Origin of the sequence: Castellaniella sp., from assembly GCF_041677825.1 — a bacterium.
Classification (GTDB): domain Bacteria; phylum Pseudomonadota; class Gammaproteobacteria; order Burkholderiales; family Burkholderiaceae_B; genus Castellaniella.
This window is the reverse complement of the sequence record NZ_JBAYPG010000027.1, coordinates 28,217-52,992: the sequence shown is the minus strand read 5'-3', so window position 1 is coordinate 52,992 and position 24,776 is coordinate 28,217. Positions and strand designations below refer to the sequence as shown.

At 64.7% G+C, this 24,776-nt stretch carries 18 protein-coding genes, 1 other RNA gene and 2 pseudogenes; 12 read left to right on the top strand and 9 right to left on the bottom strand.

Annotated features, from left to right (window positions below):
* Both WCY17_RS11580 and WCY17_RS11575 read right to left on the bottom strand, forming a co-directional pair.
* The coding region (locus tag WCY17_RS11580) for a hypothetical protein (protein ID WP_372702346.1) at positions 1-262 on the bottom strand (262 nt) is incomplete at its 3' end.
* A gap of 183 nt (positions 263-445) precedes the next feature.
* Positions 446-598 (bottom strand): annotated as a pseudogene (locus tag WCY17_RS11575) (IS21 family transposase); the annotation flags it as partial.
* Positions 599-723: 125 nt separating this feature from the next.
* Between WCY17_RS11575 and WCY17_RS11570 the strand changes: the two are divergent.
* Both WCY17_RS11570 and WCY17_RS11565 read left to right on the top strand, forming a co-directional pair.
* Positions 724-1,134: a helix-turn-helix domain-containing protein gene (locus WCY17_RS11570; RefSeq protein ID WP_372702342.1), complete on the top strand. Its 411-nt coding sequence runs from the start codon at positions 724-726 to the stop codon at positions 1,132-1,134.
* Complete coding sequence (locus WCY17_RS11565; RefSeq protein WP_372702341.1) at positions 1,134-1,448, top strand: hypothetical protein; 315 nt, start codon at positions 1,134-1,136, stop codon at positions 1,446-1,448. The genes WCY17_RS11570 and WCY17_RS11565 overlap by 1 nt, the downstream gene beginning before the upstream one ends.
* Positions 1,449-1,527: 79 nt before the next feature.
* On the opposite strand, the gene WCY17_RS11560 is transcribed toward WCY17_RS11565, so the two are convergent.
* Complete coding sequence (locus WCY17_RS11560) at positions 1,528-2,397, bottom strand: Fic family protein (RefSeq protein ID WP_372702340.1); 870 nt, start codon at positions 2,395-2,397, stop codon at positions 1,528-1,530.
* 3 nt (positions 2,398-2,400) lie between these two features.
* Here WCY17_RS11560 and WCY17_RS11555 point away from each other — a divergent pair, with 3 nt between their 5' ends.
* Positions 2,401-2,595 carry an AbrB/MazE/SpoVT family DNA-binding domain-containing protein gene (locus WCY17_RS11555; RefSeq protein WP_372702345.1) on the top strand — a complete coding sequence of 65 codons (195 nt, stop codon included), beginning with the start codon at positions 2,401-2,403 and terminating at the stop codon, positions 2,593-2,595.
* Positions 2,595-2,693 (top strand): annotated as a pseudogene (locus tag WCY17_RS11550) (PIN domain nuclease); the annotation flags it as partial. The gene WCY17_RS11555 and the pseudogene WCY17_RS11550, both read left to right, overlap by 1 nt.
* 79 nt (positions 2,694-2,772) lie before the next feature.
* On the opposite strand, the gene WCY17_RS11545 reads toward WCY17_RS11550, so the two are convergent.
* The 5 genes from WCY17_RS11545 to WCY17_RS11525 form a co-directional block, all read right to left on the bottom strand.
* The gene (locus tag WCY17_RS11545; RefSeq protein ID WP_372702339.1) at positions 2,773-3,507 is read right to left on the bottom strand and encodes a methyltransferase domain-containing protein; all 735 of its coding nucleotides are present in this window, start codon (positions 3,505-3,507) and stop codon (positions 2,773-2,775) included.
* An 81-nt stretch (positions 3,508-3,588) separates the two neighbouring features.
* Complete coding sequence (locus WCY17_RS11540; protein WP_372702338.1) at positions 3,589-4,794, bottom strand: Wadjet anti-phage system protein JetD domain-containing protein; 1,206 nt, start codon at positions 4,792-4,794, stop codon at positions 3,589-3,591.
* Positions 4,791-8,171: an ATP-binding protein gene (locus WCY17_RS11535; RefSeq protein WP_372702337.1), complete on the bottom strand. Its 3,381-nt coding sequence runs from the start codon at positions 8,169-8,171 to the stop codon at positions 4,791-4,793. The genes WCY17_RS11540 and WCY17_RS11535 overlap by 4 nt, the downstream gene beginning before the upstream one ends.
* Positions 8,164-8,970, bottom strand: coding sequence for a DUF4194 domain-containing protein (locus tag WCY17_RS11530; protein ID WP_372702336.1), 807 nt, complete (start codon positions 8,968-8,970; stop codon positions 8,164-8,166). Before WCY17_RS11530 ends, WCY17_RS11535 begins: the two co-directional genes overlap by 8 nt.
* A 25-nt stretch (positions 8,971-8,995) precedes the next feature.
* Positions 8,996-10,471: a DUF3375 domain-containing protein gene (locus WCY17_RS11525; RefSeq protein ID WP_372702335.1), complete on the bottom strand. Its 1,476-nt coding sequence runs from the start codon at positions 10,469-10,471 to the stop codon at positions 8,996-8,998.
* A 134-nt stretch (positions 10,472-10,605) separates the two neighbouring features.
* On the opposite strand from WCY17_RS11525, the gene imuA reads away from it, so the two are divergent.
* The 6 genes from imuA (at position 10,606) to recR (ending at position 19,055) form a co-directional block, all read left to right on the top strand.
* A complete protein-coding gene (gene imuA / locus WCY17_RS11520; RefSeq protein ID WP_372702334.1) occupies positions 10,606-12,609 on the top strand; it encodes a translesion DNA synthesis-associated protein ImuA in 2,004 nt (667 codons plus the stop codon).
* Between the two features lie 7 nt (positions 12,610-12,616).
* On the top strand, positions 12,617-15,766 hold the full coding sequence (locus WCY17_RS11515) for an error-prone DNA polymerase (RefSeq protein ID WP_372702333.1): 3,150 nt from the start codon (positions 12,617-12,619) through the stop codon (positions 15,764-15,766).
* A gap of 53 nt (positions 15,767-15,819) precedes the next feature.
* Positions 15,820-15,917, top strand: an RNA gene (ffs, locus tag WCY17_RS11510) — signal recognition particle sRNA small type.
* A 25-nt stretch (positions 15,918-15,942) separates the two neighbouring features.
* Entirely contained in the window at positions 15,943-18,078 is a 2,136-nt protein-coding gene (gene dnaX / locus WCY17_RS11505) for a DNA polymerase III subunit gamma/tau (protein WP_372702332.1), read from the top strand.
* 42 nt (positions 18,079-18,120) lie between these two features.
* Positions 18,121-18,447, top strand: a complete 327-nt coding sequence (locus WCY17_RS11500; protein ID WP_372702331.1) for a YbaB/EbfC family nucleoid-associated protein — start codon at positions 18,121-18,123, stop codon at positions 18,445-18,447.
* Entirely contained in the window at positions 18,447-19,055 is a 609-nt protein-coding gene (recR, locus tag WCY17_RS11495) for a recombination mediator RecR (protein ID WP_372702330.1), read from the top strand. Before WCY17_RS11500 ends, recR begins: the two co-directional genes overlap by 1 nt.
* A gap of 59 nt (positions 19,056-19,114) precedes the next feature.
* Here recR and tal read toward each other — a convergent pair whose 3' ends face one another.
* Positions 19,115-20,080, bottom strand: coding sequence for a transaldolase (gene tal, locus WCY17_RS11490; protein WP_372702329.1), 966 nt, complete (start codon positions 20,078-20,080; stop codon positions 19,115-19,117).
* Between the two features lie 132 nt (positions 20,081-20,212).
* On the opposite strand from tal, the gene carA reads away from it, so the two are divergent.
* On the top strand, positions 20,213-21,388 hold the full coding sequence (gene carA / locus WCY17_RS11485; RefSeq protein WP_372702328.1) for a glutamine-hydrolyzing carbamoyl-phosphate synthase small subunit: 1,176 nt from the start codon (positions 20,213-20,215) through the stop codon (positions 21,386-21,388).
* A 64-nt stretch (positions 21,389-21,452) separates the two neighbouring features.
* Positions 21,453-24,683: a carbamoyl-phosphate synthase large subunit gene (gene carB, locus WCY17_RS11480; protein ID WP_372702327.1), complete on the top strand. Its 3,231-nt coding sequence runs from the start codon at positions 21,453-21,455 to the stop codon at positions 24,681-24,683.
* Positions 24,684-24,776 lie beyond the last annotated feature (93 nt).

The following is a 24,776-nucleotide window of genomic DNA, read 5'->3' as shown; positions in this document are numbered from 1 at the left end:
CTGCGCCGCTGCTTGTCTGTTCTCTGTCTGTCCATCGCCCGGACCTCCCGCCCTGTTGATCATGACGAGTAGTCTCGCTCGTGAAACAAGGCCAGGGAATGACGCCTCTGGCTGACCGGTTACTTTCGGCCAACAGGTGGGCAAAGTCCAGATAGGACAGCTCACCCGCCTCGGCCCGGGCAACCAGATCCACCAGGTCATGGCCAATTGCATTCAAGCGCAAGGCGCGATACTGGGTGCAAGCCATCTCAAGCGCACTCACGGTCCACCTCCTGGCCATCCGGCTGGCCAACCCGGGTGTAGACGGCCAGATCCAGCCGCTCAGCCGTCTGTGGCCTGGCCTGCCAAGAGGTGCACCGGTGCGTCCGCGGGCGCGCGCCAAGGCGCTTGCCTGCAGATAACGCTCCAGCTGCGTAGCCGTCAGGCTGGGGCGACAAACCAGTGTGGCGATCACCGCCCCGGATTCCAGATCCGTAATGGCCAGCGCACCGTCTTGCTCAGCCACCCCCACGCAGGCCCGCTGCCAAGCCAGCGGGACAGAGTATTTGTTGGACTGCCACGAGATCAGCCCTGTCTTGTCTGCCGAACGGGACTGCTGGCAATGGCGCAACGCGGTCACCAGCACTGCAAGAGGCAGGCCTGGCTGGGTTGGCTGTTTTCCATTTATATGTTCAAATATGAACGATTATTTACAAAATAAGATCATATTTGAGGCTATAAAAGATGTCTTCTTCCGAGCAAAAGCGCTCTGATGCGCAGGTGGCGATGCCGCAGCCTGTCGCGCGTGCGCTGCGCCGCCTGGGGCAGGATATCTCGGCGGCGCGGCGCATGCGCCGCCTGAGCCAGGAAGACCTTGCTCAGCGCATCGGCACGTCCTTGAGCACCGTCAGGCGCATGGAAGGTGGCTATCCCGGCACCGCGCTGCACACCTTCCTGCGCGCGCTGCACGTGCTGGGCCGGCTCGATGACCTGGCCCAGGCGATGACCCTGGAGAACGATGCGCTCGGCATGGAATTGATGCGGGAGCAACTGCCGCAGCGGGTACGCACCTCCGCCGGCAGGAAGCGGCAGGCAGCCCCCGTCGTTGCCAAAGGCGATGCGCCCGCGCCGGCCGATGACCTGGAGGGCTTCTGATGGCAACGCCTCGGCCCACACGACGTCCGAACCTCGAAGTCCACCTGGGGGCGGGCGGCTTGGTCGTGGGGCGCCTGCATCTTGGCAGCGGCCGGCGCAGCGCGTTCAGCTACGACGAAGGCTGGCTGCAGGATGCCCGTTTCTTCACGCTGTCGCCGGATCTCCAGCCGGTGGCGGGCGTGCAGCATCCCCGTCAGGCGTTCTTCCTCGCGCTGGAGGACACCGCGCCCGACGTCTGGGGATTGGGCATGCGCGGCACCGACCTGCAGGACTTCGAGCCGGCCTTTGCCCAAGAGGGCGGGGCTGATACATGATCTGGCCTGATTCCGTAGCGCCAACGGAATAAACTCCTGATCAAACTCATCGTAGGGTGCGCATCATGCGCAACCGCTGTCAGCGCGTCAGCAGATCAACGTAGGCTTGATAGCTGTAGCTGCGGTTTTTCTTTCGGCCGGTCACTTCGACAACGATGTCCAATTGCTCCAGCATCTGCACAGCTGCGTTGGCTGTGGGGAAGGTAGTATCCAACTGCTGACGAGCCCGCTCGATGGTGAAGCGCGGCATCATCGGCAGCAACTCGAACAGCCGGTAGCTGGCTGGGCTCGCCTTGGGCGATTGCAGCAGCTCGCGACGGTCGGTGGCGATCAGACTGGCGACGGCGATGGTGTTCCGCTCGGCATCGGCGGCTGCAACCGCCACGCCCTCCAGGAAGAACGCTATCCACGACTCCCAATCGCCTTCAGTGCGGATGATCGACAGGCGGCGGTAATACTCGGCCTGGTGCTGTTTCAGGTAGCCGCTGAGGTACATCAACGGTTCGGCCAGCAGCTTCCAATGCTCCAGCAAGGCCGCAATCAGCAGGCGACCGATGCGGCCGTTGCCGTCCAGAAACGGGTGGATGGTCTCGAATTGCGCATGGACCAGTGCAATCTTGACCAGAGGTGGCAGGCCGTCCTTGGTTTCGTGGATGAACCGCTCCAGGTTGGACAGCAGTTCCGGTACGCGCTCGGGTGGCGGTGGCACGAACGCTGCATTGCCGGGCCGCGTGCCGCCGATCCAGTTCTGCGAATGCCGCAGTTCGCCGGGCTGTTTGCCTGCACCGCGTGCGCCATCGAGTAGTAGCCGGTGCGCCTCGCACAGCAGCCGCACGCTGATGGGTAGCCCCTTCGGGTCGCGCAGCTGCTCCTGGACCAGGCGGAATGCTCGAAAATCGGGTAGCCCGCAGCGCCTTCGATCCCCTGCGTCAGGAGATGTGCGCAGCAAGCTCTGGAAACCCTGGGCCCCAAGGCGGCCGTGTCCGGCGTCGATGCGACAGAGTACTTCGACGTGACCGTCGAGGGCGGCCGGATCATCCTCACACCTGTGCGGGTCCTGAAAGCCCAGGCTGTGCGTGAGAAGCTGGAGAAGCTCGGAATCACCGAGCAGGATGTCGAGGATGCCGTGGCCTGGGCACGGCAGTAATGCACAGGGTCGTCCTCGATACTCACGTCGTGCTGTCGGCACTGCTCTTTGGTGCCGGACGCTTGACTTGGATACGCTATGCCTGGCAGCACGACCAGTCGCACTGCGGTGTTGGTATGCGCCCGCGTAGCAGTTCCAGGGTCTGCTGCGAGGTATCCAGGGTGGCCTGTTGGGTGCTCAGCACGACACGGCCTCCAGCGTGTGGTCTTCGAAGTCGAGCACGAAATGGCTCGATGATGTCTCGTCATCTGTCTTGATCTCGAGTGCCAGGCAGGCGCCCCGCAATGTTGCGTGACGCAGATGGGCTTCTTTGCCCGCGACCCATGCGCTGCCGCTGACGTCCTGGTATTTTTGCTGCAGGTCGATCTGGTACAGGCGCCCGTCTGGCCCTTCCCATTCCCAGGGGCCCGCTACGCGGGCGGGGATGATCCATTTGTAGAGTTTGGTGCCGCCCAGTTCGAGCCGTTCGTCGGGTTTCCAGTCTCCCATGTCGAACGCATGGGAGATCACACGTGCACCGGGGCGCAGTTCATCGAGCAGCCGGGGCCGCAACTGGACATTGATCGAGTCCAGCAGATACAGGGTCACGACGGTGGCTTCGCTGAAATCCGTCGTGAAGAAGTCCTCTTCAATGAAATCGACGAGATATTCTGCCCTGGAATCCCCTGCGTACTCCATGGCCTCGGCAACCCGGCGCGGGTCGATGTCTACGCCAACGCCGCGCGCGCCACGGCTCAGTGCGGCGGCCACCGGGATACGGCCATCGCCCGAGCCCAGGTCGTAGAGTACGTCCTTGCGCCCCACGTCGGCAAATTCCAGTATGGCCTCGATCAAGGCCTCATCGGTGGGCACGAACGGTACATCGAGAAACAGATCCGGCCCGCTCGAATGGTCATCCAGATCATCAATCAAATCGCTGAACAAAGATCAATACCCGATAGAAAATAAAAAAGAAATGGGCTGCCTGCGCGCTGCGGTGGTGCGGGCTCATGGTCACGAAGTTCGGGCCTGCCCGACCATTGTCGCCAGGCGCGCACGCAGCCAGCCATAGCCGATGCGCTCCTGTTCCAGGCGCAGGCGTGCTTGCAGCCGATCCTGGCGCAAGTCGTCGTATAGCCTGCCTTCATCCGGGGTCAGGTGCAAGAGGGCCTGGTCGTGGCGCGCCGCGGGTGGCTCTTCGCCCCACTGTGCCTGATGGGCCAGCAAGGTCGGCCGGTCCATGAGCAACGATGCGGCGTGCGGGAAACGGCTGCGCAGGCTGTCCAGGATGGCAAAGCCGTGCGTGTCGATATCACCCCAGTAGTGCATGCGGCACTGGTTCAGCCAGCGGGCCTGGGCGAGCGCTTCCCAGCCATAGCCGGCGCCAAAGATCACGATGGCGTGCCCAATCGGGGGGAAAGCCAGAAAGTTCACCTCATTCTCGGTGATGAAAGCGTGCTCGATGGGCAGGTCGAGGGCGGCGAAGCTGTCGGCGTCCAGCGTGATGTCGGACAGGCCCGTGCAGCCGGGCAGATTGGGGAGCCGGGCATCGAGCAGGCGCAGGCGGATGCGCACGGGCTTGTCGCGAAACCCGTAGCGGCGGGCAAACTGGGCCACGCCCCGGGCATCCTGATCGATGGCTTCGGCAGGCAGGCTCAGGTCCAGCCACTGGGCCAGGGTGCTGCGATGGGCTTCGATGAACTTGCTGTCGATCCCCGGGGCGTCGACCTGGCGCAGGTAGACCCCGGGGCGCGGGTGAGCCTGGATCCAGGCGATGACGGCCAGCAGGCGCGACCATTGTCCGGCCAGGGCCAGCGCCTGCAGCGGGTGGCGCTGCAGCCACGGCAGCACATCCGGTTGCGTGCCGGCGGTCTGCTGCCAGAGTGCCTGGAACCGCCGGGCTTCGCTCGCCTTGCCCAGCAAGGCCAGGGCATCGTCCAGTGAATCGACCCAGATGGCTTCGGGCAGGCGTTGCCGGCCTTGCACCCTGTGTATCGATTCGCGCCAGGCGATGCGCAGGCGCGGCTGGGTGGTGATGTCCTGCACCCAGGTGCGCACGGCCTCGAATCGATCCCGCAGGTCGGCCGCCGAGGGTGACTTCAGCGACAGGCGCAGTGGCCAGTCGATAGCGTCGTCGGACACCGTGGCGCGCAGCAGCTCACCGCGCTGCCACAGGCGCTGCAGTTGCGTGTGGAAATCAGCGGGACGGCTCCAGTTCATGGGGTGCCTGCCCGGGCGGCGCTTTTCTGGCGGTGGTATTCCTCGATGCTCAGGCTGCGCAGCCGCGATTCACGCCCGCCCTCGTTGTGCACGAAGCCCACGCTGGCCACGTACGGTTCGATGATGTGGATTTTCTGCAACGGGGTGACGATGAGCAATTGCAGATTGAGCTGCCGGAAGAGCTCGAGCCCGTATTGCGCGGATTCATCCGAGCCGCGCCCGAAGGCCTCATCGATCACCACGAAACGGAATGAGCGTGAACGCACGGCCCCCCATTCGAGCCCGAATTGGTAGGCCAGGCTGGCGGCCAGCACCGTGTAGGCCAGTTTTTCCTTCTGGCCCCCCGACTTGCCACCAGAATCGGAATAATGCTCGTATTCGGCATCGTCTGCGCGCCAGCGTTCACTGGCGGAAAACAGGAACCAGTTACGCACGTCGGTGACTTTCTGCATCCAGCGCCGGTCGATCTCGGCCATGCCTTCGCGGCCCCGAAAGCGGTCGATGATGGCTTTCACCAGAAGAAACTTTGCTTCCGAATACTGCTCGTCTTCCGAGCCGCTCAGGGCGCCTTCGGTGCAGGCCCTCAGGTCTTGCTGGAAGTCGCGGATTTCGGCATCGGGGCTGGTCTGGGCCATCAGCCGGATGTAGCGCCCCGGGTTGTAGTCGATGGCCTGCAGCGACTGGTTGATGAGGTCGACCCGCTCTTTGATGGTTTCACGCTCACGTGCAAGCTGGGCATTGAAATTGGCGATTTCATTGATGGTATTGACGTTGAGCAGTTCCTTGAAGCGGGCTTCGAAGCGCGGCAGGTCATCGCGCTGCAGATCTGCCATCAAGCGCTCGAATTCGGGCAATGCCGCCAGACTGACGTCGATTTCGGTGGTTTCCGCCCTGAAGGCTTCCTTGAAGCCGCGCATGGCGTTGATGATGCGTTCGGTCAGGCGCGCCAGGCGCCGGTCTCCGGCGTCGATGCGCCCCTGCAGCCAGCTGCGCACGTCCTGCTCGCGATTTTCGCTGGACTCGACGCTGAGCTGGTGCTCGCCCAGTGCCTCGGCGCGCCAGCCATCCAGGCGGGCCAGCAAGGCTTCGTCCAGTGGCGCCTGGGCGCGCAGTTCGGTGGCCTGGACATGCAGTGCGTGGGCCGTTTCGCGTTTGCTGCGGATCTCTCCACGCCTGCCCTGTGCCTGGGCGAGATCGTCCTCGAGTGTCTGCAGATCACGCCGGGCCTGTGCCAGCTGGTTTTCCAGTTCCCTCAGGGTATCGGAAGCGGCCTTGAGGCGGTCGCGTTCCTCGGTGAGCCGGGCGATTTCATGCGCCGGACCCTGCCAGTCGATCTCGCTGTAGTGGGTGAACACTTCGAGTTTGGCCAGGGCCTCCAGCTGATTCTGGCACTGCCGGCGCTGCTGTTGTGCGTGTGCGATGCGCTGGCCTGTGTCGCCCAGATGCTGCTCCAGATGCGTGCGTTCGTCGCGCAGCGTGCGCAATTTGTCGGCGTTGCTCCAGCCCAGCACGTAGCGGCTGCGATCGTCGATGCGGCGTCGGTCGTCTTTCTCGTGACGCCCGCCTGGGTCCTTGATCTGGCCGGCCCGGGTCACGGCCCGCGCCTCGCGGCGGAACTGGTCGAGGTCGTCGCAGCAGGCGACGTCGAAGCGGCGCTGCAACTCGTGTTCCAGCCACTCGTAGTGGGGCGTGTCGGGTTTGATGAGCAGCTTGCGCACCAGCGAGTATGGATGCATCTGGCCGGCTTGTGGCAGCGTCTTGGGCCGACGCACATGAAAATACACCAGGCGTGCGCCCAGATGCTGGCGTTCCACCCAATCGGCCACGGCACGGTAATGGAGGTCGGGCACCAGCAGTGACAGGCCAAAACCACGCAGCAGGCGTTCGGCCGCGCCTTCCCAGTCGCGCTCATCATCGCGCACCTGGATCAGCTCGCCGGCAAAGGGCAGTTCATCTTCCTGGATGGCCAGCGCATCGCACAGCGCCTGGCGGATCCGGATCTGTACGGTATCGATATTGCTCTTGCGGCGTGCCAGGCTGTCGATCTCGGTGGTCAGGGCGGCGTGTTCCTCGCGCCCTTTGCGCAGAATGAATTCGTCTTCCCGTTCGCTGTTTTCATGTTCGGCAAGGTCCGAGCGCAGGTGTTCGGCGCGCGTGACGATGGCGTGTTGCTGGGTCATGAAGGCCGCTTCATCCGCCGGCGGTGTCTCGCTGATGCGGGCCAGCAGTTCGGCGTGGGCCTGTGCCTTGCGCTCGCGCTGCGTCTTGACGGCGTCGAGGCGCTGCAATTCGGCGGCCAGTTGCTCCAGCCGGTCTCCACCGTTCTCGCGCAGGGCCCGTTCGAGGCTTGCCTGGGTGGCCCGCGCCTGGTCGCGCTGCGTACCCAGGCCATCGATCTGGGCATTGAGCCGTGCGGCATCCTGGTCCAGGATTTCCAGGCGGCGCTCGAGCAGCGCAGCCTTGAGGCCTGCAAAATAAGGACGCAGGGCCTCACGCCCGGTGCGCAGGTGCTCGACTTCCGTTGCGATGGCCAGATGGTGCTGGCCGTCTTCCACCAGGGGGTTCAGCAGGTCGATCTGGTGCCTGGCCTTGAGCACCGCCTGGTGAGCGCGGTCGAGGTCTTCAAAATGCCCCAGTAGCGCCTGGATGCGCCCGGCCACCTCGAAGGGTTCGAGCATGTGGTGGCGCACGAAGTCCGTCAGGTTGCCGACGGACTTCATCGATACCGTCTGGTGAAAGAGTTCCAGCGCCTGTTCGTGGTCGATGCCGAAGCGCCGTCGAAACCAGGCGCCGTAGGGCGGAAAGCTGTCGCTGAGCTCGCAGCCCAGGGCCCGCAACCGGGTGCGCAGGCCACTGATGTCGGTGCCGAATCCGGAAAAATCCCTGGCAATCGACAGGCTTTTTTCGGTGGCCACGAACAGGCGTGCCGGCTGGCCCTGTGGTTCGCGAAACCAGAAGACCTGGGCCAGGGTCACCACCTGATCGTAGCCTTCGTTGCGAAACACCCCGAGGACCACGCTGTAGCTGGAGGCATCGCGCAGGGCGACGGGGCGCGTGCTGCCGGTGGTTTCACTGCGCTCGCTCTTGTAGTGGCCCAGCACATAGGAGCGCAACGAGCGCTCGCGGGTCTCGGCGCCGGCGGCCTTGTTGTAGGCAATGCGCTGCGGCGGCACCAGCAGGGTCGTGAGCGCGTCCACCAGCGTGGATTTGCCCGAGCCGATGTCACCGGTGAGCAGACCGTTGCGGCCATCGAGCTCATGGCTCCAGACCTGCTGGTCGAAAGTCCCCCAATTGAAGACTTCCAGCCGCTGCAGGCGAAATCCGACGCGACTGTCATCGGCCACGAAATCCAGTTCCGGCAGCAGGGGACTATTCATCGGTCTGCACGCTGCCGGTCTGGGGGACACGGCCTGCATCGCCTTGCGCGCCGGGCTCGCCGAACTCGTCGGGTGCCTCGGATGCCTCGGATACGTCGGACTGGCCGTCATGGCCGGCCACGAGGTTCTGGTAGCTTGCCAGGTGTGCGTCCAGGCCCGCCAGCCACTGGGCGTCGACAAAGGCCTTGATGATGCGCCTGACTTCGTAATGCCGTGCCTGCTGGCCCGGGCTTGCCGTGGGCTTGAGCCGGCGCAGGAAGCCAAGCTCGACCACCTTGCCTATGGTGGCGTCGACCTGATCGATCAGGCGGGCTTCATTGCTGCCATCAGGCAGGAAGACCCGTATCAGCTCGACGATGTCCTCGCGGGACAGCACCAGCCGGGTATCGCCGCCACCAGCGTCGGACTCCGCCATGCGCTTGCGCAGCAGGGCCAGCATGAGGCTGACAGGGTATGACAGGGCTCGCCGCGCAACCAGGCGCGGCAGTGGCGCCCGGGCATCGCCCTCTTCCGGTGTCGCGCGGCCCCTGAAATAGGCGTACCCTTCGGCTTCATCGAGCACCAGGTCGAGCAGCAGCACGGCCGCCTGTTCGCGCACACGGGCCTGCAGACCCATCAGGCTGGACCACAGCAACGGGTCGTCTTGACGATAGAGCACGCCCTTGAGCAGGTGCACCATCAGCCGCGACAACTCGGGTACTGCCGAAGAAGGCGCATTGCGCTCGAGTGCGCCGCTGTCATCGGGCGCATCGAGGCCGTCGGGGAAGTCGTCGGGCGAGGAAGGCATCGTGGTTTTCATGGGTTCATTGTGCAGCAAACGGCTTTCAGCGGGTGAAGATCACACGCGGCATGCGGGCCCGGCGCAGGATGTCTGACCCTGCAGCATCCTGCGTGACCCATTCGATCGTGTCCTGCGTGCTTTCATCTATGGTGGCCCTGAGGCCTTCGGTTCGGGTCGGGTGGCCATGGGCCAGTTCGAGCCAGGCGACCAGTTCTGCCAGCCCTTGTTGCAGGGGCTGTGTCTCGAGCAGGGCGCGCAGGGTGATCTGGCGCTCCTGGCGCAAGGCGTGCCGTACCGTCTGGTACAGACGTGCCCTGTCGATGACGTGCTGATCGAACAGGCGTGTGGTGTCGATTTCGCTGGCATCGCCGGCCTGCAGCACGATTTCTGCCAGCCGGGGGCGGATGCCGGGCGTGTACAGGGGGCGCTCGAGCGGCAGGGTGATGTCCACACCCATGCGATCGATCTGCATCACGTTGCCTTTGGGCGGGGTGGTGCGCAGGGCCAGTGCCCTGGCCTCGATGTTGCGCAGCAGATCGAGAATGCGGCGGTTTTCGTGGAAGGCACGGTCATCCAGGAACCGGCGCAATTGCTGTGACAACTGGGCAACGGTGCGCTGGGTGTGCTCGCCGGCTTCGAGCCAGTCGTGGTGAACCCGGCGCAGACGCGGTTCGGGCTCCAGCGCCTGCACTGAAGGCAGGCCGAGGATGTGGTCGAGCCGCTCGGACAGTTCTTCCTGGCGGCGGCTGGACATCAGGAAATCCCAGAAGGCGTGGAAGCTGCGGCCCTGGTCGGAATCGCCGATGGCATCGCGCTTACCCATGATGTCATCGAGCAGGGCCCCCTTGCTGCCTTCCCAGAGCGCGATCTTTTCCCGGACGCTGCGATCCAGTTGGCGAAAATTGTGTTCGACCTGCCGGAAATCGCTCAGGAGTTCACGCGCCAGTTGCTGGAACTGCAGGAAACGGTCCTTGATGGCCGTGTCATCCAGCAGGGGGACATCGCCCGCCAGTACCCGGGCGATGTCGCCGTCGATCTCGCTGCGCTTGCGGCGCAGGTCGGCCAGCCGCCGGGCAGGGTCGGTTTCGGTGCCCGTGCTGATCTGTTCGAGCAGCGCAAACAGCGTCAGCAGGCGGGATTCTGTTCCCACGAAAGGCCGTTCGGTCAGCGAGACCAGCCAGGCGATGGCTTTTTCAGTGGCGGGCGTCAGGTCGAACTGCGCTTCGTCCGTGCCCGGTCTGTAGAACTTGCGCAGCCACCCCTTGTCCGGGGCGCACCAGTCATTCAGATAATCGGTTGCACTTTTTGGGTAAGCCTCGGCGCCGAGCTGTTCGCGCAGGGCGAACAATTCATCTTCGAGCATTTCGGCCAGATCGGCTTCGCTCATGGTGCGCACGTTGGGGACGATGAAGACCCGATGCAGAAAACTGGCCACCAGGGGGGCGTGGGGCGAGGCCAGCAAGCGCCAGGCGGGGTTGTGATCCCGGAAAGCCGTGAGGGTGGAATGATCGAGCGCCATCAGAGTCTGCCGTCCGCATGCCCGGATTATCGCATGAAGACCCGCTGGCCCGGTTTCTGGTGCATAGCCCCGCCTCGTGATTCTGTGGCAAAATACTGTTCATACATACAGTATTCGTCACCATTCGGGCCACCATGAATCAAGCTGCCTTTTCATTTTCTGCTGCGCCGGCACCGCGCCCGGCCACTGTGGCAGGGGCCATGCAGTCGGTGTCCGCCATCCAGGGGGTGTGGCGTGGCACCGAAATCAGTCGTGCGCCTGCCGCCGTGGTGCCTACGGGCTGGGCGCAACTGGATTGCGAACTGCCAGGGGGCGGCTGGCCCTGCCAGTCGCTCGTCGAAGTCCTGGCTGCGCAACCTGCCATCCTCGAATGGCGCCTGCTGGGTCCTGCGCTGCGCCAGCGTGCCGCGCAGGGCGGGCAGGTGGTCGTGGTCGGGCCGCCTCACCAGCCCGGCCTGCCGGGGTTGCAACAGATCGGGCTCGAGACACGCCGTTTCGTCTGGGTCCAGGCACAGACGCCCGCCGAGCGGCTCTGGGTCACCGAGCAGCTGATCCGGGCCAATGCCTGTGGCGCCATCATTGCCTGGTTGCCACAGGCGCGGCCCGAACACATCCGGCGCCTGCAGGTCTGTGCGCAGTCCAATCAGGGGCTGGTGTTCCTGTGCAGGCCGGCCTGCTGCCCGATTGGGTGCTTCAGCTGCACATTCTCAAGCGCCGTGGCCCCACGCTCCACCAGCCGATTGCCTTGCCGTCCATACCCGGCGCCCTGGCCTCGGTCCTCACACCCCGCCTGCTGCATCCCGGCCAGCCGTTTTCCCGCGAGGTACCTGTCCATGCTGTGGGCTGCCCTGTCCTTGCCCTGCACGCCCGGCGCAACCCCACCGCCCAATGAGGCCCTGCATGCGCTGGCGATCTGGGCCTTGCAGTTCACCCCTCGGGTTGCCATCGCCGATGAGGCCGTGGTCCTCGAAGCCGAGGCCAGCACGCGCCTGTTTGGCGGGCGCCGCGCGCTGCACGAGCGCATCGCTGCCGAAGGCCGCGAGATGGGCATGGCGGCACTTGCCTGGGCGCCCAACAGCCTGGCTGCACTGGCCTGTGTCCGTGCCGGGGTGCTCAACGGGGTACGCCAGCCGCTGCAGCAGGTTCTGGATCCCCTGCCCATGGATGTATTGACGGCCGTCCGGCCGCACCGGCTCACCCTGGCGCAGCTGGGGTGTCATACCCTGGGCGATGTGCACGGTCTGCCACGCGGTGGTCTCAACCGGCGTTTTGGCCGGGTGCTTCTCGATGCGCTCGACCAGGCCTACGGTCTGCGCCCCGAGGTTCATCACTGGGTCGAACTCCCGGACACCTTCCATGCTCGGCTCGAACTGGTCACACGCGTAGACGCCGCCCCGGTATTGCTGTTCGGTGCGCGCCGCCTGCTGGTGCAGCTGTGCGGCTGGCTGGCGGCACGGCATGCGGGCATTGCGGCGTTCACGCTGCACTGGGCGCATGATGTCGCGCGCGCACATCAGGCAGGCGAAGCCGGTGAACTGACCATCCGCACGGCGCAGCCGATGCGCGAGGTCGAACACCTGTGCCGGCTGCTGGCCGAACATCTGGCCCGTGTCAGGCTGCAGGCCCCGGTGGGTGAACTGGCCCTCGAGGCGCTCGAGGTCGTGCCGTTGCCGGCGCACAGCGCCTCGCTGCTGCCCGACGGGCAGGCGGCTGGCGGATCACTGGCCCGGGTGCTCGAGCGTATTGCGGCCCGTCTGGGCCCCGGGCGGGTGTGGCAGCCGGTGCTGTGCGAAGACCATCGTCTCGAATGGATGCAGCACTGGCAGCCGGCACCGCAGCCGGTGCCCGGGCCCCAGGCTGCCCCTCCCCGGATACCACAGCCAGGTTTCATCCTGTCCGAGCCCCTGCAACTCGCGGTGCACGGCAACCGCCCCATCTACCAGGGGCCGCTCAGGCTGCTGGCGGGGCCCCATCGCATCGAAGGCGGCTGGTGGCATCGGGTCGATGAGGCCACCAACCACCATGTCGAGCGCGATTACTGGGTGGCATTCAGTCAGTATGCGGGGGTGCTCTGGATCTATCAGGTGCGCCTGGCCGGGGATGCCACCGCCTGGTACCTGCATGGGATATTTGCCTGAGGATCCCATGGTCACTGCATCGTCCTTCCTGCCGGCGTCCTCGGCCCTGCCAGGCTATGCCGAGCTCAGGTGCCTGAGCAACTTCTCGTTCCTGCGCGGTGCAAGCCACCCTGAAGAACTGGTCGAACGCGCCTGGCAACTGGGCTACAGCGCGCTGGCCCTGACCGACGAATGCTCGCTGGCCGGCATGGTGCGTGCCCATGTGGCTGCCCGGGCCCATGGTCTGAAACTGCTGGTGGGCAGCCAGTTCGAGGTCTGTGCCAGCGTGCCGCCCGGTCCGTTCACGCTGGTTGTGATGGCCTGCAACGGCAATGGGTACGGCAATCTGTGCGAATTCATCACCCGCCTGCGGCGTGCCTCACCAACCAAGGGGCAATATCAGTTGCGGGCCGACGATGTCGATCCGCAGGCCCTGGCAGATTGCGTCGTGCTCGTTGCGGCCCATCGAACGGCCTCGACCGAACAGCTTCTGGCGGTGGCGCGCTGGCTGCTGGATCGTTTCATGGGGCGCTGCTGGCTGGCGGCAGAGCTGTTGTGCAGCCTCGATGACGAAATGTGGCTGCACCGTCTGCACGAAGTCAGTGCACTGACGGCCATTCCGCTGGTGGCCTGTGGTGATGTCCACATGCATGTGCGCTCGCGCAAGATGCTGCAGGACATTCTTGCCGCGATTCGCCTGGGCAAGCCGCTTGCGCGCTGCGGATACGGCCTGCAGCCGAATGCCGAGCGGCACCTGCGTTCGCGCCTGCGCCTGGCCCGGATCTATCCGGCCGAACTGCTGGCCGAGACCCTGAGGGTGGCCGCACGCTGTGATTTCAATCTCGATGAACTGCGTTACCAGTATCCCGACGAGGTCGTGCCGTCAGGGGACACCCCGGCCAGCCATTTGCGTCGCCTCACCTACGAAGGCGCAGGGCGGCGCTGGCCAGATGGCATTGCCGCCAAAGTACAGGGGCAGATCGAGCACGAACTGGCGTTGATCACCGAACTCGGCTATGAGCCCTATTTTCTCACCGTGGCCGATATCGTGGCCTTTGCGCGCTCGCGCCAGATCCTCTGCCAGGGGCGCGGCAGTGCGGCCAACTCGGTGGTCTGCTATTGCCTTGGCATCACCGAAGTGGATCCCGCCCGCATGGCCGTGCTGTTCGAGCGCTTCATCAGTCGCGAGCGCAATGAGCCTCCCGACATCGATGTGGATTTCGAGCACGAGCGGCGCGAAGAGGTCATCCAGTACCTGTATCGCAAGTATGGCCGCACGCGCGCGGCCCTGACCGCCGTGGTGATCCGCTACCGGCCTAAAAGTGCCATCCGTGACGTGGGCAAGGCGCTGGGTTTCGATGCGGCCGTTCTGGATGTGCTGGCGCGCGGGCAGCGCTGGTGGGATGGTCGCGAGATCGCGCCCGAGCGGCTGCTCGAGGCAGGTCTGTCACCCGATAGCCTCGGGGTACGCCAGCTATTGCGCTTTGCCGGGCAACTGGTGGGTTTCCCCCGTCATCTGGGCCAGCATGTGGGGGGCTTCGTGCTCACGCGCGGGCCGTTGGCGCGCATGGTGCCGATCGAGAATGCCGCCATGGAAGGCCGCACCGTGATCGAATGGGACAAGAACGATCTCGATGAGATGGGCCTGCTCAAGGTGGATGTGCTTGCTCTGGGCATGCTCACGGCCATCCGCAAGGCCCTGGCCCTGATCGGCGAGCGCAAGGGTGGCGTGTTCGAGTTGCAGGACATCCCGGCCGAAGACCCCGAAACCTACGATATGATCTGCCGTGCGGACACCATCGGCGTGTTCCAGATCGAAAGCCGCGCGCAGATGAGCATGCTGCCGCGCCTGCGGCCGCGGTGCTACTACGATCTGGTCATCGAAGTGGCCATCATCCGCCCGGGGCCGATCCAGGGCAACATGGTCCATCCTTATCTCAACAGGCGCCAGGGCAGGGCGCCCGTGCGCTATCCCGGCGAAGCCCTGCGCGAGGCGCTGGGCCGTACCCTCGGGGTCCCCATTTTTCAGGAACAGGTGATGCAGGTTGCCGTGCTCGCGGCCGGGTTCACCCCCGGCGAGGCCGACCAGTTGCGTCGTTCCATGGCGGCATGGCGGCACAGCGGCAACCTCGATGCATATCATGCCCGGCTGGTCGATGGCATGCTGGCCCGTGGCTATGAACGCGCTTTTGCCGAGTCGATCTTCGAGCAGATCCGGGGTTTTTCAGAATACGGCTTTCCGGAAAGCCACGCGGCCAGCTTTGCGTTGCTGGTTTATGCGTCATGCTGGATCAAGCGGCACCACCCGGCCGAGTTCCTGGCCGCCATGCTCAACAGCCAGCCGCTGGGTTTCTACAGCCCCGATCAGCTCGTGCAGGACGCACGTCGGCATGGCGTGCAGGTGCGTGCGGCCGATGTGCTGGCAAGCGATTGGGACTGCACCCTCGAAGGGGCAGGGGATCCGCCGGTGGTGCGGCTGGGCTTGCGCATGGTTTCCGGGCTGCCGCAGGCCGCCGTGGGGCGCATCATGGCCGCGCGCGCCCAGGCCTTGTTCGTGGACGCCGAAGATCTGGCCCGGCGCGCGGCGCTGGCCACCCACGAGATGCGCCGGCTGGCGGGGGCGGACGCCCTGGCCAGCCTGTCAGGCCATCGGCGCCAGCAGGTCTGGGACGCTTCGGTGCCCAGTGCCATCCCCCGGCTCTTGCGCGATGCGCCCATCGTCGAAGAAGGCCTCGAATTGCCGCCCGCCCCAGAGGGCGAAGAAATTGTGTTCGATTACGCGAGCACGGGCCTGACGCTGCGCCGTCATCCGCTCGAGCTGCTGCGGCCGCTGTTGCGCAAGCGTCGCCTGCAAAGCGCACACGAACTCCAGGGCCTGGCCAACGGCAGTCGGGTACGCTGCTGCGGTATCGTCACGCTGCGCCAGCAGCCGCGCACGGCCAAGGGCGTAGTCTTCATTTCGCTCGAAGATGAAACCGGGGTGGTGCAGGTCATCGTCTGGCAGACGCTGCGCGAACGCCAGCGCGCCGAACTGCTGCAATCCAGGCTGCTGGCGGTGCATGGCCGCTGGCAGCGTCAGGATGGGGTGTGCAATGTGGTGGCGACGCGTCTCGCCGATCTCACCCCGCTGCTCGGGCGGCTGGCCGACGGGGCCAGCAAGAGTCGCGATTTTCATTGAGCCGTCTGGCAGGCGCCCCGAACCCGCCGGCATATCCCTGTTAAAATCAGTTTGGCGGGCCCCTTCGCATGGTTCGGCGGTCAACCTGGTCAGGTCGGGAACGAAGCAGCCACAGCCGTGCAGAACCAGTGCCGAAGTCAGGCTCGCCTCTTTGTTTTCCTTCTGGCAAGGCGCCTGTGAGCTATCTCGTTCTGGCGCGCAAATGGCGCCCCCGCACTTTCGAGACCCTGGTTGGCCAGGAACACGTGGTCCGTGCGCTCACCCATGCGCTGTCGTCCGGTCGGCTGCACCATGCGTGGCTGTTCACGGGCACCCGGGGTGTGGGCAAGACCACGCTGTCGCGCATTCTGGCCAAGTCGCTCAATTGCGAACAGGGGGTCACCGCACAGCCCTGTGGCCATTGCCAGGCGTGCACCGAAATCGATGCCGGGCGCTATGTCGATTACATCGAACTGGATGCCGCCTCCAATCGGGGGGTCGATGAAATGACCCAGTTGCTCGAGCAGGCCATTTATGCGCCTTCAGCGGGGCGCTACAAGGTCTACATGATCGACGAAGTCCACATGCTGACCGGCCATGCCTTCAACGCCATGCTCAAGACGCTCGAAGAGCCGCCCGGGCACGTCAAGTTCATCCTGGCCACCACGGATCCCCAGAGGATTCCTGTCACGGTACTGTCACGCTGCCTGCAGTTCAACCTCAAGCAGATGACGGTGCCGGCCATGGCCGAGCACCTGGCCCATGTGCTCGAAGACGAATCCATCGAGGCCGAACCCCAGGCCCTGCGCCTGCTGGCGCAGGCGGCGGCAGGCTCCATGCGCGACGCCCTGTCGCTGGCCGACCAGGCAATTTCATATGCGGCGGGCCCGCTCACGGCCGCTGTGGTGGGCGAGATGCTGGGCACGCTCGATCAGCATCAGCTGGTGCGGCTGGCGCAGGCACTGGCGGCACATGATGCGGCCGGTGTGCTGGCCGTGGCCGATGATCTCCTGGCGCGCGGTCTGTCCTTTCGGGCTGCACTGGGCGATCTGGCCACCTTGCTGTCGCGGGTGGCCATGACCCGGCAACTGGGCCAGGCGCCCGCAGACGACCCGCAGGCCGATGATCTCATGGCTTTGGCCGGGCGCCTCTCGCCGGATGTCCTGCAACTGTTCTACACGGTTGCCGTGCACAGCCGGGCCGAGCTCGCCCTGGCGCCCGACGAATATGCCGGCTTTGTCATGGCCTGCCTGCGCATGCTGGCCCTGGTGCCGGCACCAGAAGCCGCCACCGCGGATATGGCCAATGCGGGGCAGCATCCCGGGTCATCCGAACCGTCTGAACCGTCTGAATCGTCTGAATCGTCTGAATCGTCTGAATCGTCTGAATCGTCTGAATCGCCCATCTCGTCCGGTAAGCCTGACGGTTCTACAGTGGCGTCCACAAAAGGCGCCGATACGGCTGAAATGCCTCCAGGTCGAGCTTTGCCCGAGCCGCCCTTGCCCGGGCCATCCCGGGCCAGGCAGACCCCACGGTCAGCGCAGATCCCGCCGTCAGAGCAGGCTACAGCCGAAAAGGAAGCGTCGAAAGACGCCGCTGATACCGGGCATTCTCTGGGCCCGGATTCTGCAGGCCCGGACCCCGTCCGGATAGCGCCCCGCGAGCATGCTGCTCCAGTTCGGGACATCGCCGTCGAACCGCCCGAGCGCGCTGTTGCAGTTCAGGGCATCACCGTCGAGCCCATTCCAGGCCATGCTCCAGCCCAGCACGCCCCCACAGAAATCGATGGCCCGCCCTGGGATCTGGATGACGACCCGATCCCGGATGCCGATTTTGCTGCAGCCATGCCGGATGACCCGGTGGATCTGCCGATCCGGTCTGCCGAGCTGTCTGCCGAACTTGCAGGGGGCCGGCGCAGCCGGGTACGGTCGAAGAAACCGGCTCCAGACCCCGCTGCCATGACCCCGCAGGCCTGGCCCGAACTGGCTGCGCGCCTGCCCGTGACCGGTGCCGCCCGCGCGCTCGCCCTGAACAGTGAATGGGTGGCGGCCGATGACACGCAGATCCGTCTGCGGGTGGCGATTCGCACGCTATCGGGCGGGGGCGGGCAGGAACGCCTGCGTACGGTCCTCTCCGAACACTACGCGCGCGTCCTGCGCCTCGCCATCGAATACGGTGAAACGGGCGAGGATACGGCGCATGCGGTCAGCGAGGCGGAACAGGCCCGCCGCCAGGATGATGCCGAGCGTGCCGCCGAAGGCCACCCCCTGGTACAGGCTCTGGGCAAGCAGTTTGGCGCCCGGATCATTCCTGGCTCGGTACGCCCGGCCTGAAGCCATGGCCCATTTTTAGTCGAACGACACGAGAACCCTGAAATGATGAAGAACCAGATTGCCGGCCTGATGCGCCAGGCGCAGCAAATGCAGGAAAACATGAAGAAGGCCCAGGATGCCCTGGCTGATGTCCTGGTCGAAGGCGCAGCAGGCGGTGGGCTGGTCAAGGTGAGCATGAACTGCAAGTATGACGTCAAGCGGGTCACCATCGACCCCACGCTGTTCGATGACGACCGCGACATGATCGAAGACCTGGTGGCCGCCGCATTCAATGATGCCCAGCGCAAGGCAGAAGCCACGGCCCAGGAAAAGATGGCCTCCGTGACCGCCGGCATGTCCTTGCCCGCAGGCATGAAGCTGCCCTTCTGATGCCCGCTCCGCTGTCCGAACCCGAACCCCTGCGGGTACTGGTCGAGGCCCTGCGTGCCTTGCCCGGCGTCGGGGTGCGCACCGCAAGGCGCATGGCCTACCACCTGCTGCAGCACAATCCACAGGCTGCGGTCCAGTTGGGTGCTGCCTTGCAGGGGGCGGTCGAAGGCCTGCAGCACTGTCAGCAATGCCACTCGTTTTCGCAGGAGCCGGTGTGCCCGGTCTGTCGCGATGCCGAACGGGATGCCTCATTGCTGTGCGTGGTCGAAAGCCCGGCTGACCAGCAGGTGATCGAATCCAGCCATGGCTATGACGGCCTGTACTACGTCTTGATGGGGCGGCTGGCGCCGCTCGAAGGGGTGGGCCCCGAACAGGTCCGTTTTGCCGAACTGCGTGCCCGGGCGACCGATGGTGTCGTGCGGGAAGTCATTCTGGCCACCAGCTTCACGGCCGAGGGCGAAACTACCGCCTATTACCTGGCCGACATGCTGCGCGCCCAGGGGCTGAAGGTCAGCCGCCTGGCGCGTGGCGTACCCAGCGGCAGCGAGCTCGAATACGTGGATGCCGGGACCCTGGCCTGGGCCCTGATGGAGCGGCGCGGAACCTGAACGGGCTCAAGGGTTCGTTGGTATAGCGCGAAACCCAGGTGGGTGGCGGGCGGGCGGGTTCAAGGGCCTGTTGCGCGCCCTGCGCCCAGCAGAGCATCCAGCTGCAGGGCGTCGGCCGTGAACAGGCGGATGCCCTCGGCCAGTTTTTCGGTGGCCATGGCATCCTGGTTGAGTTGCGTGCGAAAAGCCACTTCGTTGCTGGCCTGCCACTCGGGCGCCTGCGTCTTGGCCTGATCGGCACCGAGCCGTGCGGGCAGTGGATCGGTGCTGGCCGCCAGTTCGGCCATCAGCGCCGGGCTGATGGTGAGCAGATCGCAGCCTGCCAGCGCGCGGATCTGGCCGATGTTGCGGAAACTGGCCCCCATGATCTGGGTGCCCAGGTTGTAGGCCTTGAAATAATGGTAGATGCGGGTGACGGACTGTACGCCGGGGTCGTTCGCGCCGGCATGCGCGGCTTCATCCCAGGTGGCCCCGGCTGCCTTTTTGTGCCAGTCGTAGATGCGGCCCACGAACGGCGAAATCAGCGTGACGCCAGCCTGGGCACAGGCAATGGCCTGTGGCAATGAAAACAGCAGGGTCAGGTTGCAGTGTATGCCTTCGGTTTCAAGTACCCGTGCCGCCTGTATGCCTTCCCAGGTCGAGGCCAGCTTGATCAATACCCGATCGCGGGTGATGCCGGCTGCCTCGTAGAGCGCGATGATGTGGCGCGCCCGCTCGATGCTGGTCTGGCTGTCGAAGGACAGCCGGGCGTCAACCTCGGTCGAGACCCGGCCGGGCACGATGGCCAGGATTTCACGCCCGAACGCCACCAGCAGGTGATCGAGTTGTTCGGACAGACTGGCCGTGTGGTGATCGCGCAGGACCTGGTCGAGCAGGGGACGGTACCGTTCCTGCTGCACGGCCTTCAGGATCAGCGTCGGGTTGGTGGTGGCGTCGGTGGGCTGCCAGGCCTGCATGGCGTCGAAGTCGCCCGTGTCGGCGACCACGGTGGTCAGTGCGCGCAGCGCATCCAGTTGATGGGGCATGTTGCAATAAACCTGTGATTTGAAAACTGTTCAATGGGCAAGCGCCGGACTACGCGGGGCAACCGATGGAGTGCATCGGGCGCACTGTATAATGCGAAGGTTTAACATCCGTTTCGCATCCGGGGTCATATCTTGCTGCCGTCAATCTTTCCCGAGGGGCCTGCCGGTCACTCACCAGCAATTCTTGCCTTGGCTGACGGTACCATATTCCGGGGCGTATCCATAGGTGCGCAAGGTTATGCCGTTGCCGAGGTCGTCTTCAACACGGCCATGACGGGCTACCAGGAGATCCTCACCGATCCCAGCTACAGTGGCCAGATCGTCACATTCACCTATCCGCATATCGGCAACACCGGTGTGAATGACGAAGACGTGGAATCCGATCGCGTCCACGCAGCCGGGCTGGTGGTGCGCGATTGCCCGGCCCGGATGTCGAATTTTCGGGCGGTGCGCAGTCTGCCCGAATATCTGCAGGCCGAAGGCATCGTCGCCATTTCAGGTATCGACACGCGCAAGCTCACGCGCATTTTGCGCGATCGCGGGGCCCAGGGGGCCTGCCTGTTCGTTGGTGATGATATCGAGCGGGCTGTCGAACTGGCACGCAGTTTCGGTGGCATGGAAGGCCAGGATCTCGCCCTGAAGGTCAGCACCCCCAGCGCAGCCACCTGGGAACAGGGCACCTGGCAACTGGGCGGTGGTTATCAGGCATCGGGCCAGCCGCTCTACGAAGTCATTGCCTACGATTATGGCATCAAGGCCAACATCCTGCGCCTGCTGGCCGACCGGGGCTGCCGCATTACGCTGGTGCCGGCCACCACGCCGGTGGCAGAGGTCCTGGCCCGCCAGCCCGATGGCGTATTCCTGTCCAATGGGCCCGGTGATCCGGCGGCCTGCGACTACGCGGCACAGGCCAGCAAGGCCATCATCGAGCGCGGTATTCCGCTGTTCGGCATCTGCCTGGGTCAGCAGGTGCTCGGGTTGACCCTGGGCGGGCGCACGGTCAAGATGAAATCGGGCCATCATGGGGCCAACCACCCCGTACAGGAACTGGCCACCGGGCGCGTGTTCATCACCAGCCAGAATCATGGTTTCACCGTCGATGGCGACAGCCTGCCCGCCAATGCGCGCGTCACCCATGTGTCGCTGTTCGACGGCAGCCTGCAGGGCTTCGAACTCACCGACAAACCCGTGTTCTGCTTCCAGGGGCACCCTGAAGCCAGCCCCGGGCCGCACGACATCAATGTGCTGTTCGACAAATTCATCGAACTCATGACGCAGTACAAGGCCCAGGCGGCGCATCAAGCATAAGCATCCCGATCAAAGCATCCCGATCAAGCACAAGCATCCCGATCAAGCATCCCGGCCATCCCACATGCCCAAACGTTCAGACATCCAAAGCATCCTCATCATCGGGGCCGGCCCCATCATCATCGGCCAGGCTTGCGAATTCGATTATTCAGGCGCTCAGGCCTGCAAGGCCCTGAAGGCCGACGGTTTTCGCACCATTCTGGTGAACAGCAATCCGGCCACCATCATGACCGACCCCGATACGGCCGACGTCACCTATATCGAACCCATCACCTGGCAGGCGCTCGAAAAAATCATTGCCATCGAGAAGCCCGACGCGGTGCTGCCCACCATGGGTGGCCAGACGGCCCTGAACTGCGCCCTGGATCTGGCCCGTCACGGGGTGCTCGAGCGCCATGGGGTCGAGCTGATCGGCGCCAATGCCGAGGCCATCGAAAAAGCCGAAGATCGCCTCAAGTTCAAGGATGCCATGACGGCCATCGGGCTCGAGTCGGCCAAGTCGGGCATTGCGCACAGCATGGATGACGCCTGGGCCGTACAGAAGCGGATTGCAGCCGAGCTGGGCAATTCCGGCTTTCCCATGGTGGTGCGCCCCAGCTTCACCCTGGGCGGCACGGGCGGCGGCATCGCCTATAACGCCGAAGAGTTCGAGACCATCTGCCGCAGGGGGCTCGAAGCGTCTCCCACGCACGAGCTGCTGATCGAAGAATCGCTGCTGGGCTGGAAAGAATTCGAGATGGAGGTGATTCGCGATTGTGTTGACAATTGCATCATTGTCTGCTCGATCGAGAACCTCGATCCCATGGGGGTGCATACGGGCGATTCGATCACCGTGGCGCCTGCCCAGACGCTGACCGACAAGGAATACCAGGTGATGCGCGATGCCTCGATCGCCATCCTGCGCGAGATCGGTGTCGATACGGGTGGCTCGAACGTGCAGTTCGCGGTCAACCCCGACAACGGCCGGCTGATCGTGATCGAGATGAATCCACGGGTCTCGCGCTCGTCGGCCCTGGCCTCCAAGGCAACCGGATTTCCCATTGCCAAGGTGGCGGCCCGTCTGGCCGTGGGCTACACGCTCGATGAACTGGACAACGAGATCACGGGCGGGGCCACGCCGGCCTCGTTCGAGCCTGCCGTGGATTACGTGGTGGTCAAGGTGCCGCGTTTCGCCTTCGAGAAATTCCCGCAGGCCGATTCTCGCCTGACCACACAGATGAAATCGGTGGGCGAGGTCATGGCCATCGGCCGGACCTTCCAGGAATCCTTCCAGAAGGCACTGCGCGGGCTTGAGGTCGGGGTGGATGGCCTGAACCAGATGACCACCGATCGCGAGCGCCTGCAGATCGAACTGGGCGAGCCCGGGCCCGAACGCATCTGGTACGTGGGCGATGCCTTCGCGCAGGGCTTCAGCCTCGACGAAGTCCACCAGCTCACGCGTATCGACCCCTGGTTTCTGGCACAGATCAAGGAAATCGTCGACATCGAACTGGCGCTCGAGCCGCGCACCCTGTCGGAAATCGACGAAGCCACCATGCGCGAGCTCAAGCGTCGTGGTTTCTCCGACCGGCGTCTGGCCTGGCTGCTCGATACGACCGAGGCCGAAGTTCGCAAGCAGCGGCACCAGATGAACGTGCGCCCGGTCTACAAGCGGGTCGATACCTGCGCGGCCGAGTTTCCCACGACCACCGCGTACCTGTACTCCACCTACGAAGACGAAGACGAATCCCGCCCCAGCGACCGCCAGAAAATCATCGTCCTGGGGGGCGGGCCCAACCGGATCGGCCAGGGCATCGAATTCGACTACTGCTGCGTGCATGCGGCCATCGCCCTGCGCGAAGATGGCTTCGAAACCATCATGGTCAACTGCAACCCGGAAACGGTCTCCACGGACTACGATACCTCCGATCGCCTGTATTTCGAGCCGCTGACGCTGGAAGACGTGCTCGAAATCGTGCACAAGGAAAACCCGCTGGGGGTCATCGTTCAGTACGGGGGCCAGACGCCCCTCAAGCTGGCTCGTGCGCTCGAGGCCAACGGGGTGCCCATCATCGGCACCAGCCCCGATTCGATCGACGTGGCCGAAGATCGCGAACGCTTCCAGAAGCTGCTCAACAAGCTGGGGTTGCGCCAGCCGGCCAACCGCACAGCCCGCACCGAAGGCGAGGCCCTGGCGCTGGCTGCAGAGATCGGCTATCCGCTGGTGGTGCGCCCCAGCTACGTGCTGGGCGGGCGCGCCATGGAAATCGTGCACGAACCCCAGGATCTCGAACGCTACATGCGCGAGGCCGTCAAGGTCAGCAATGACTCGCCTGTCCTGCTGGATCATTTTCTGAACAATGCCACCGAAGTCGATGTCGACTGCCTGGCCGATGGCGAGCATGTCATCATCGGCGGGGTGATGGAGCACATCGAGCAGGCTGGCGTACATTCGGGCGATTCGGCCTGCAGCCTGCCACCCTATTCGCTGTCGCCCGACACGGTGCAGGAAATCAGGCGCCAGACCACCCTCATGGCGCGTGCGCTGAACGTCAAGGGGCTGATGAACGTGCAGTTCGCCATCCAGGAGGGCGAAGTGTATGTCCTTGAGGTCAACCCGCGGGCCTCGCGCACAGTACCGTTTGTCTCCAAGGCCACTGGCAGCGCGCTGGCAAAGATTGCCGCGCGGGTCATGGCGGGCCGCAGCCTCGCGGCGCAAGGGGTGCATGCGGTGCCCGAGCCCCGCTACTACTGCGTCAAGGAAGCCGTCTTCCCCTTCATCAAGTTTCCAGGGGTGGATACGATTCTGGGGCCCGAGATGAAATCCACGGGCGAAGTCATGGGGGTGGGCGAATCCTTCGGCGAGGCCTTCGTCAAGTCGCAGATCGCAGCCGGCGCCTGGCTGCCCGAAGCCGGCCAGGTGTTCATCAGCGTGCGCGACCAGGACAAGCCGCGCGCCGTCGAGGTGGCCCGCGGCCTGGCCGACATGGGGTTCGATCTGGTGGCCACGCGCGGTACGGCCGATGTCATCGAAGCGGTTGGCCTGGCGGTGAAACGTGTCAACAAGGTCACTGAAGGCCGCCCCAATATTGCCGACATGCTCAAGAATGGCGAGATCGCCATGGTGATCAATACGGTCGAAGAGCGCCGCAATGCAATCGCCGACTCGCGCACCATACGCATCCAGTCACTGGCCAACAGGGTCACGTTTTTCACCACCATTGCGGGGGCTTGCGCGGCGGTCGAGGGCCTGCAGTACCTGCGCCACGGTGATGGCCTGACCGTGTATGCGCTGCAGGCCATGCACGCGGGCTGAGGGCTGCATCTGCCACCCGAAGGCAGCGCCGGCCATCCGAGGGCAGCGTCTGCCAGTCCGCCCCGAAGGCCAGCCGCCCTGCCAGAAATATCC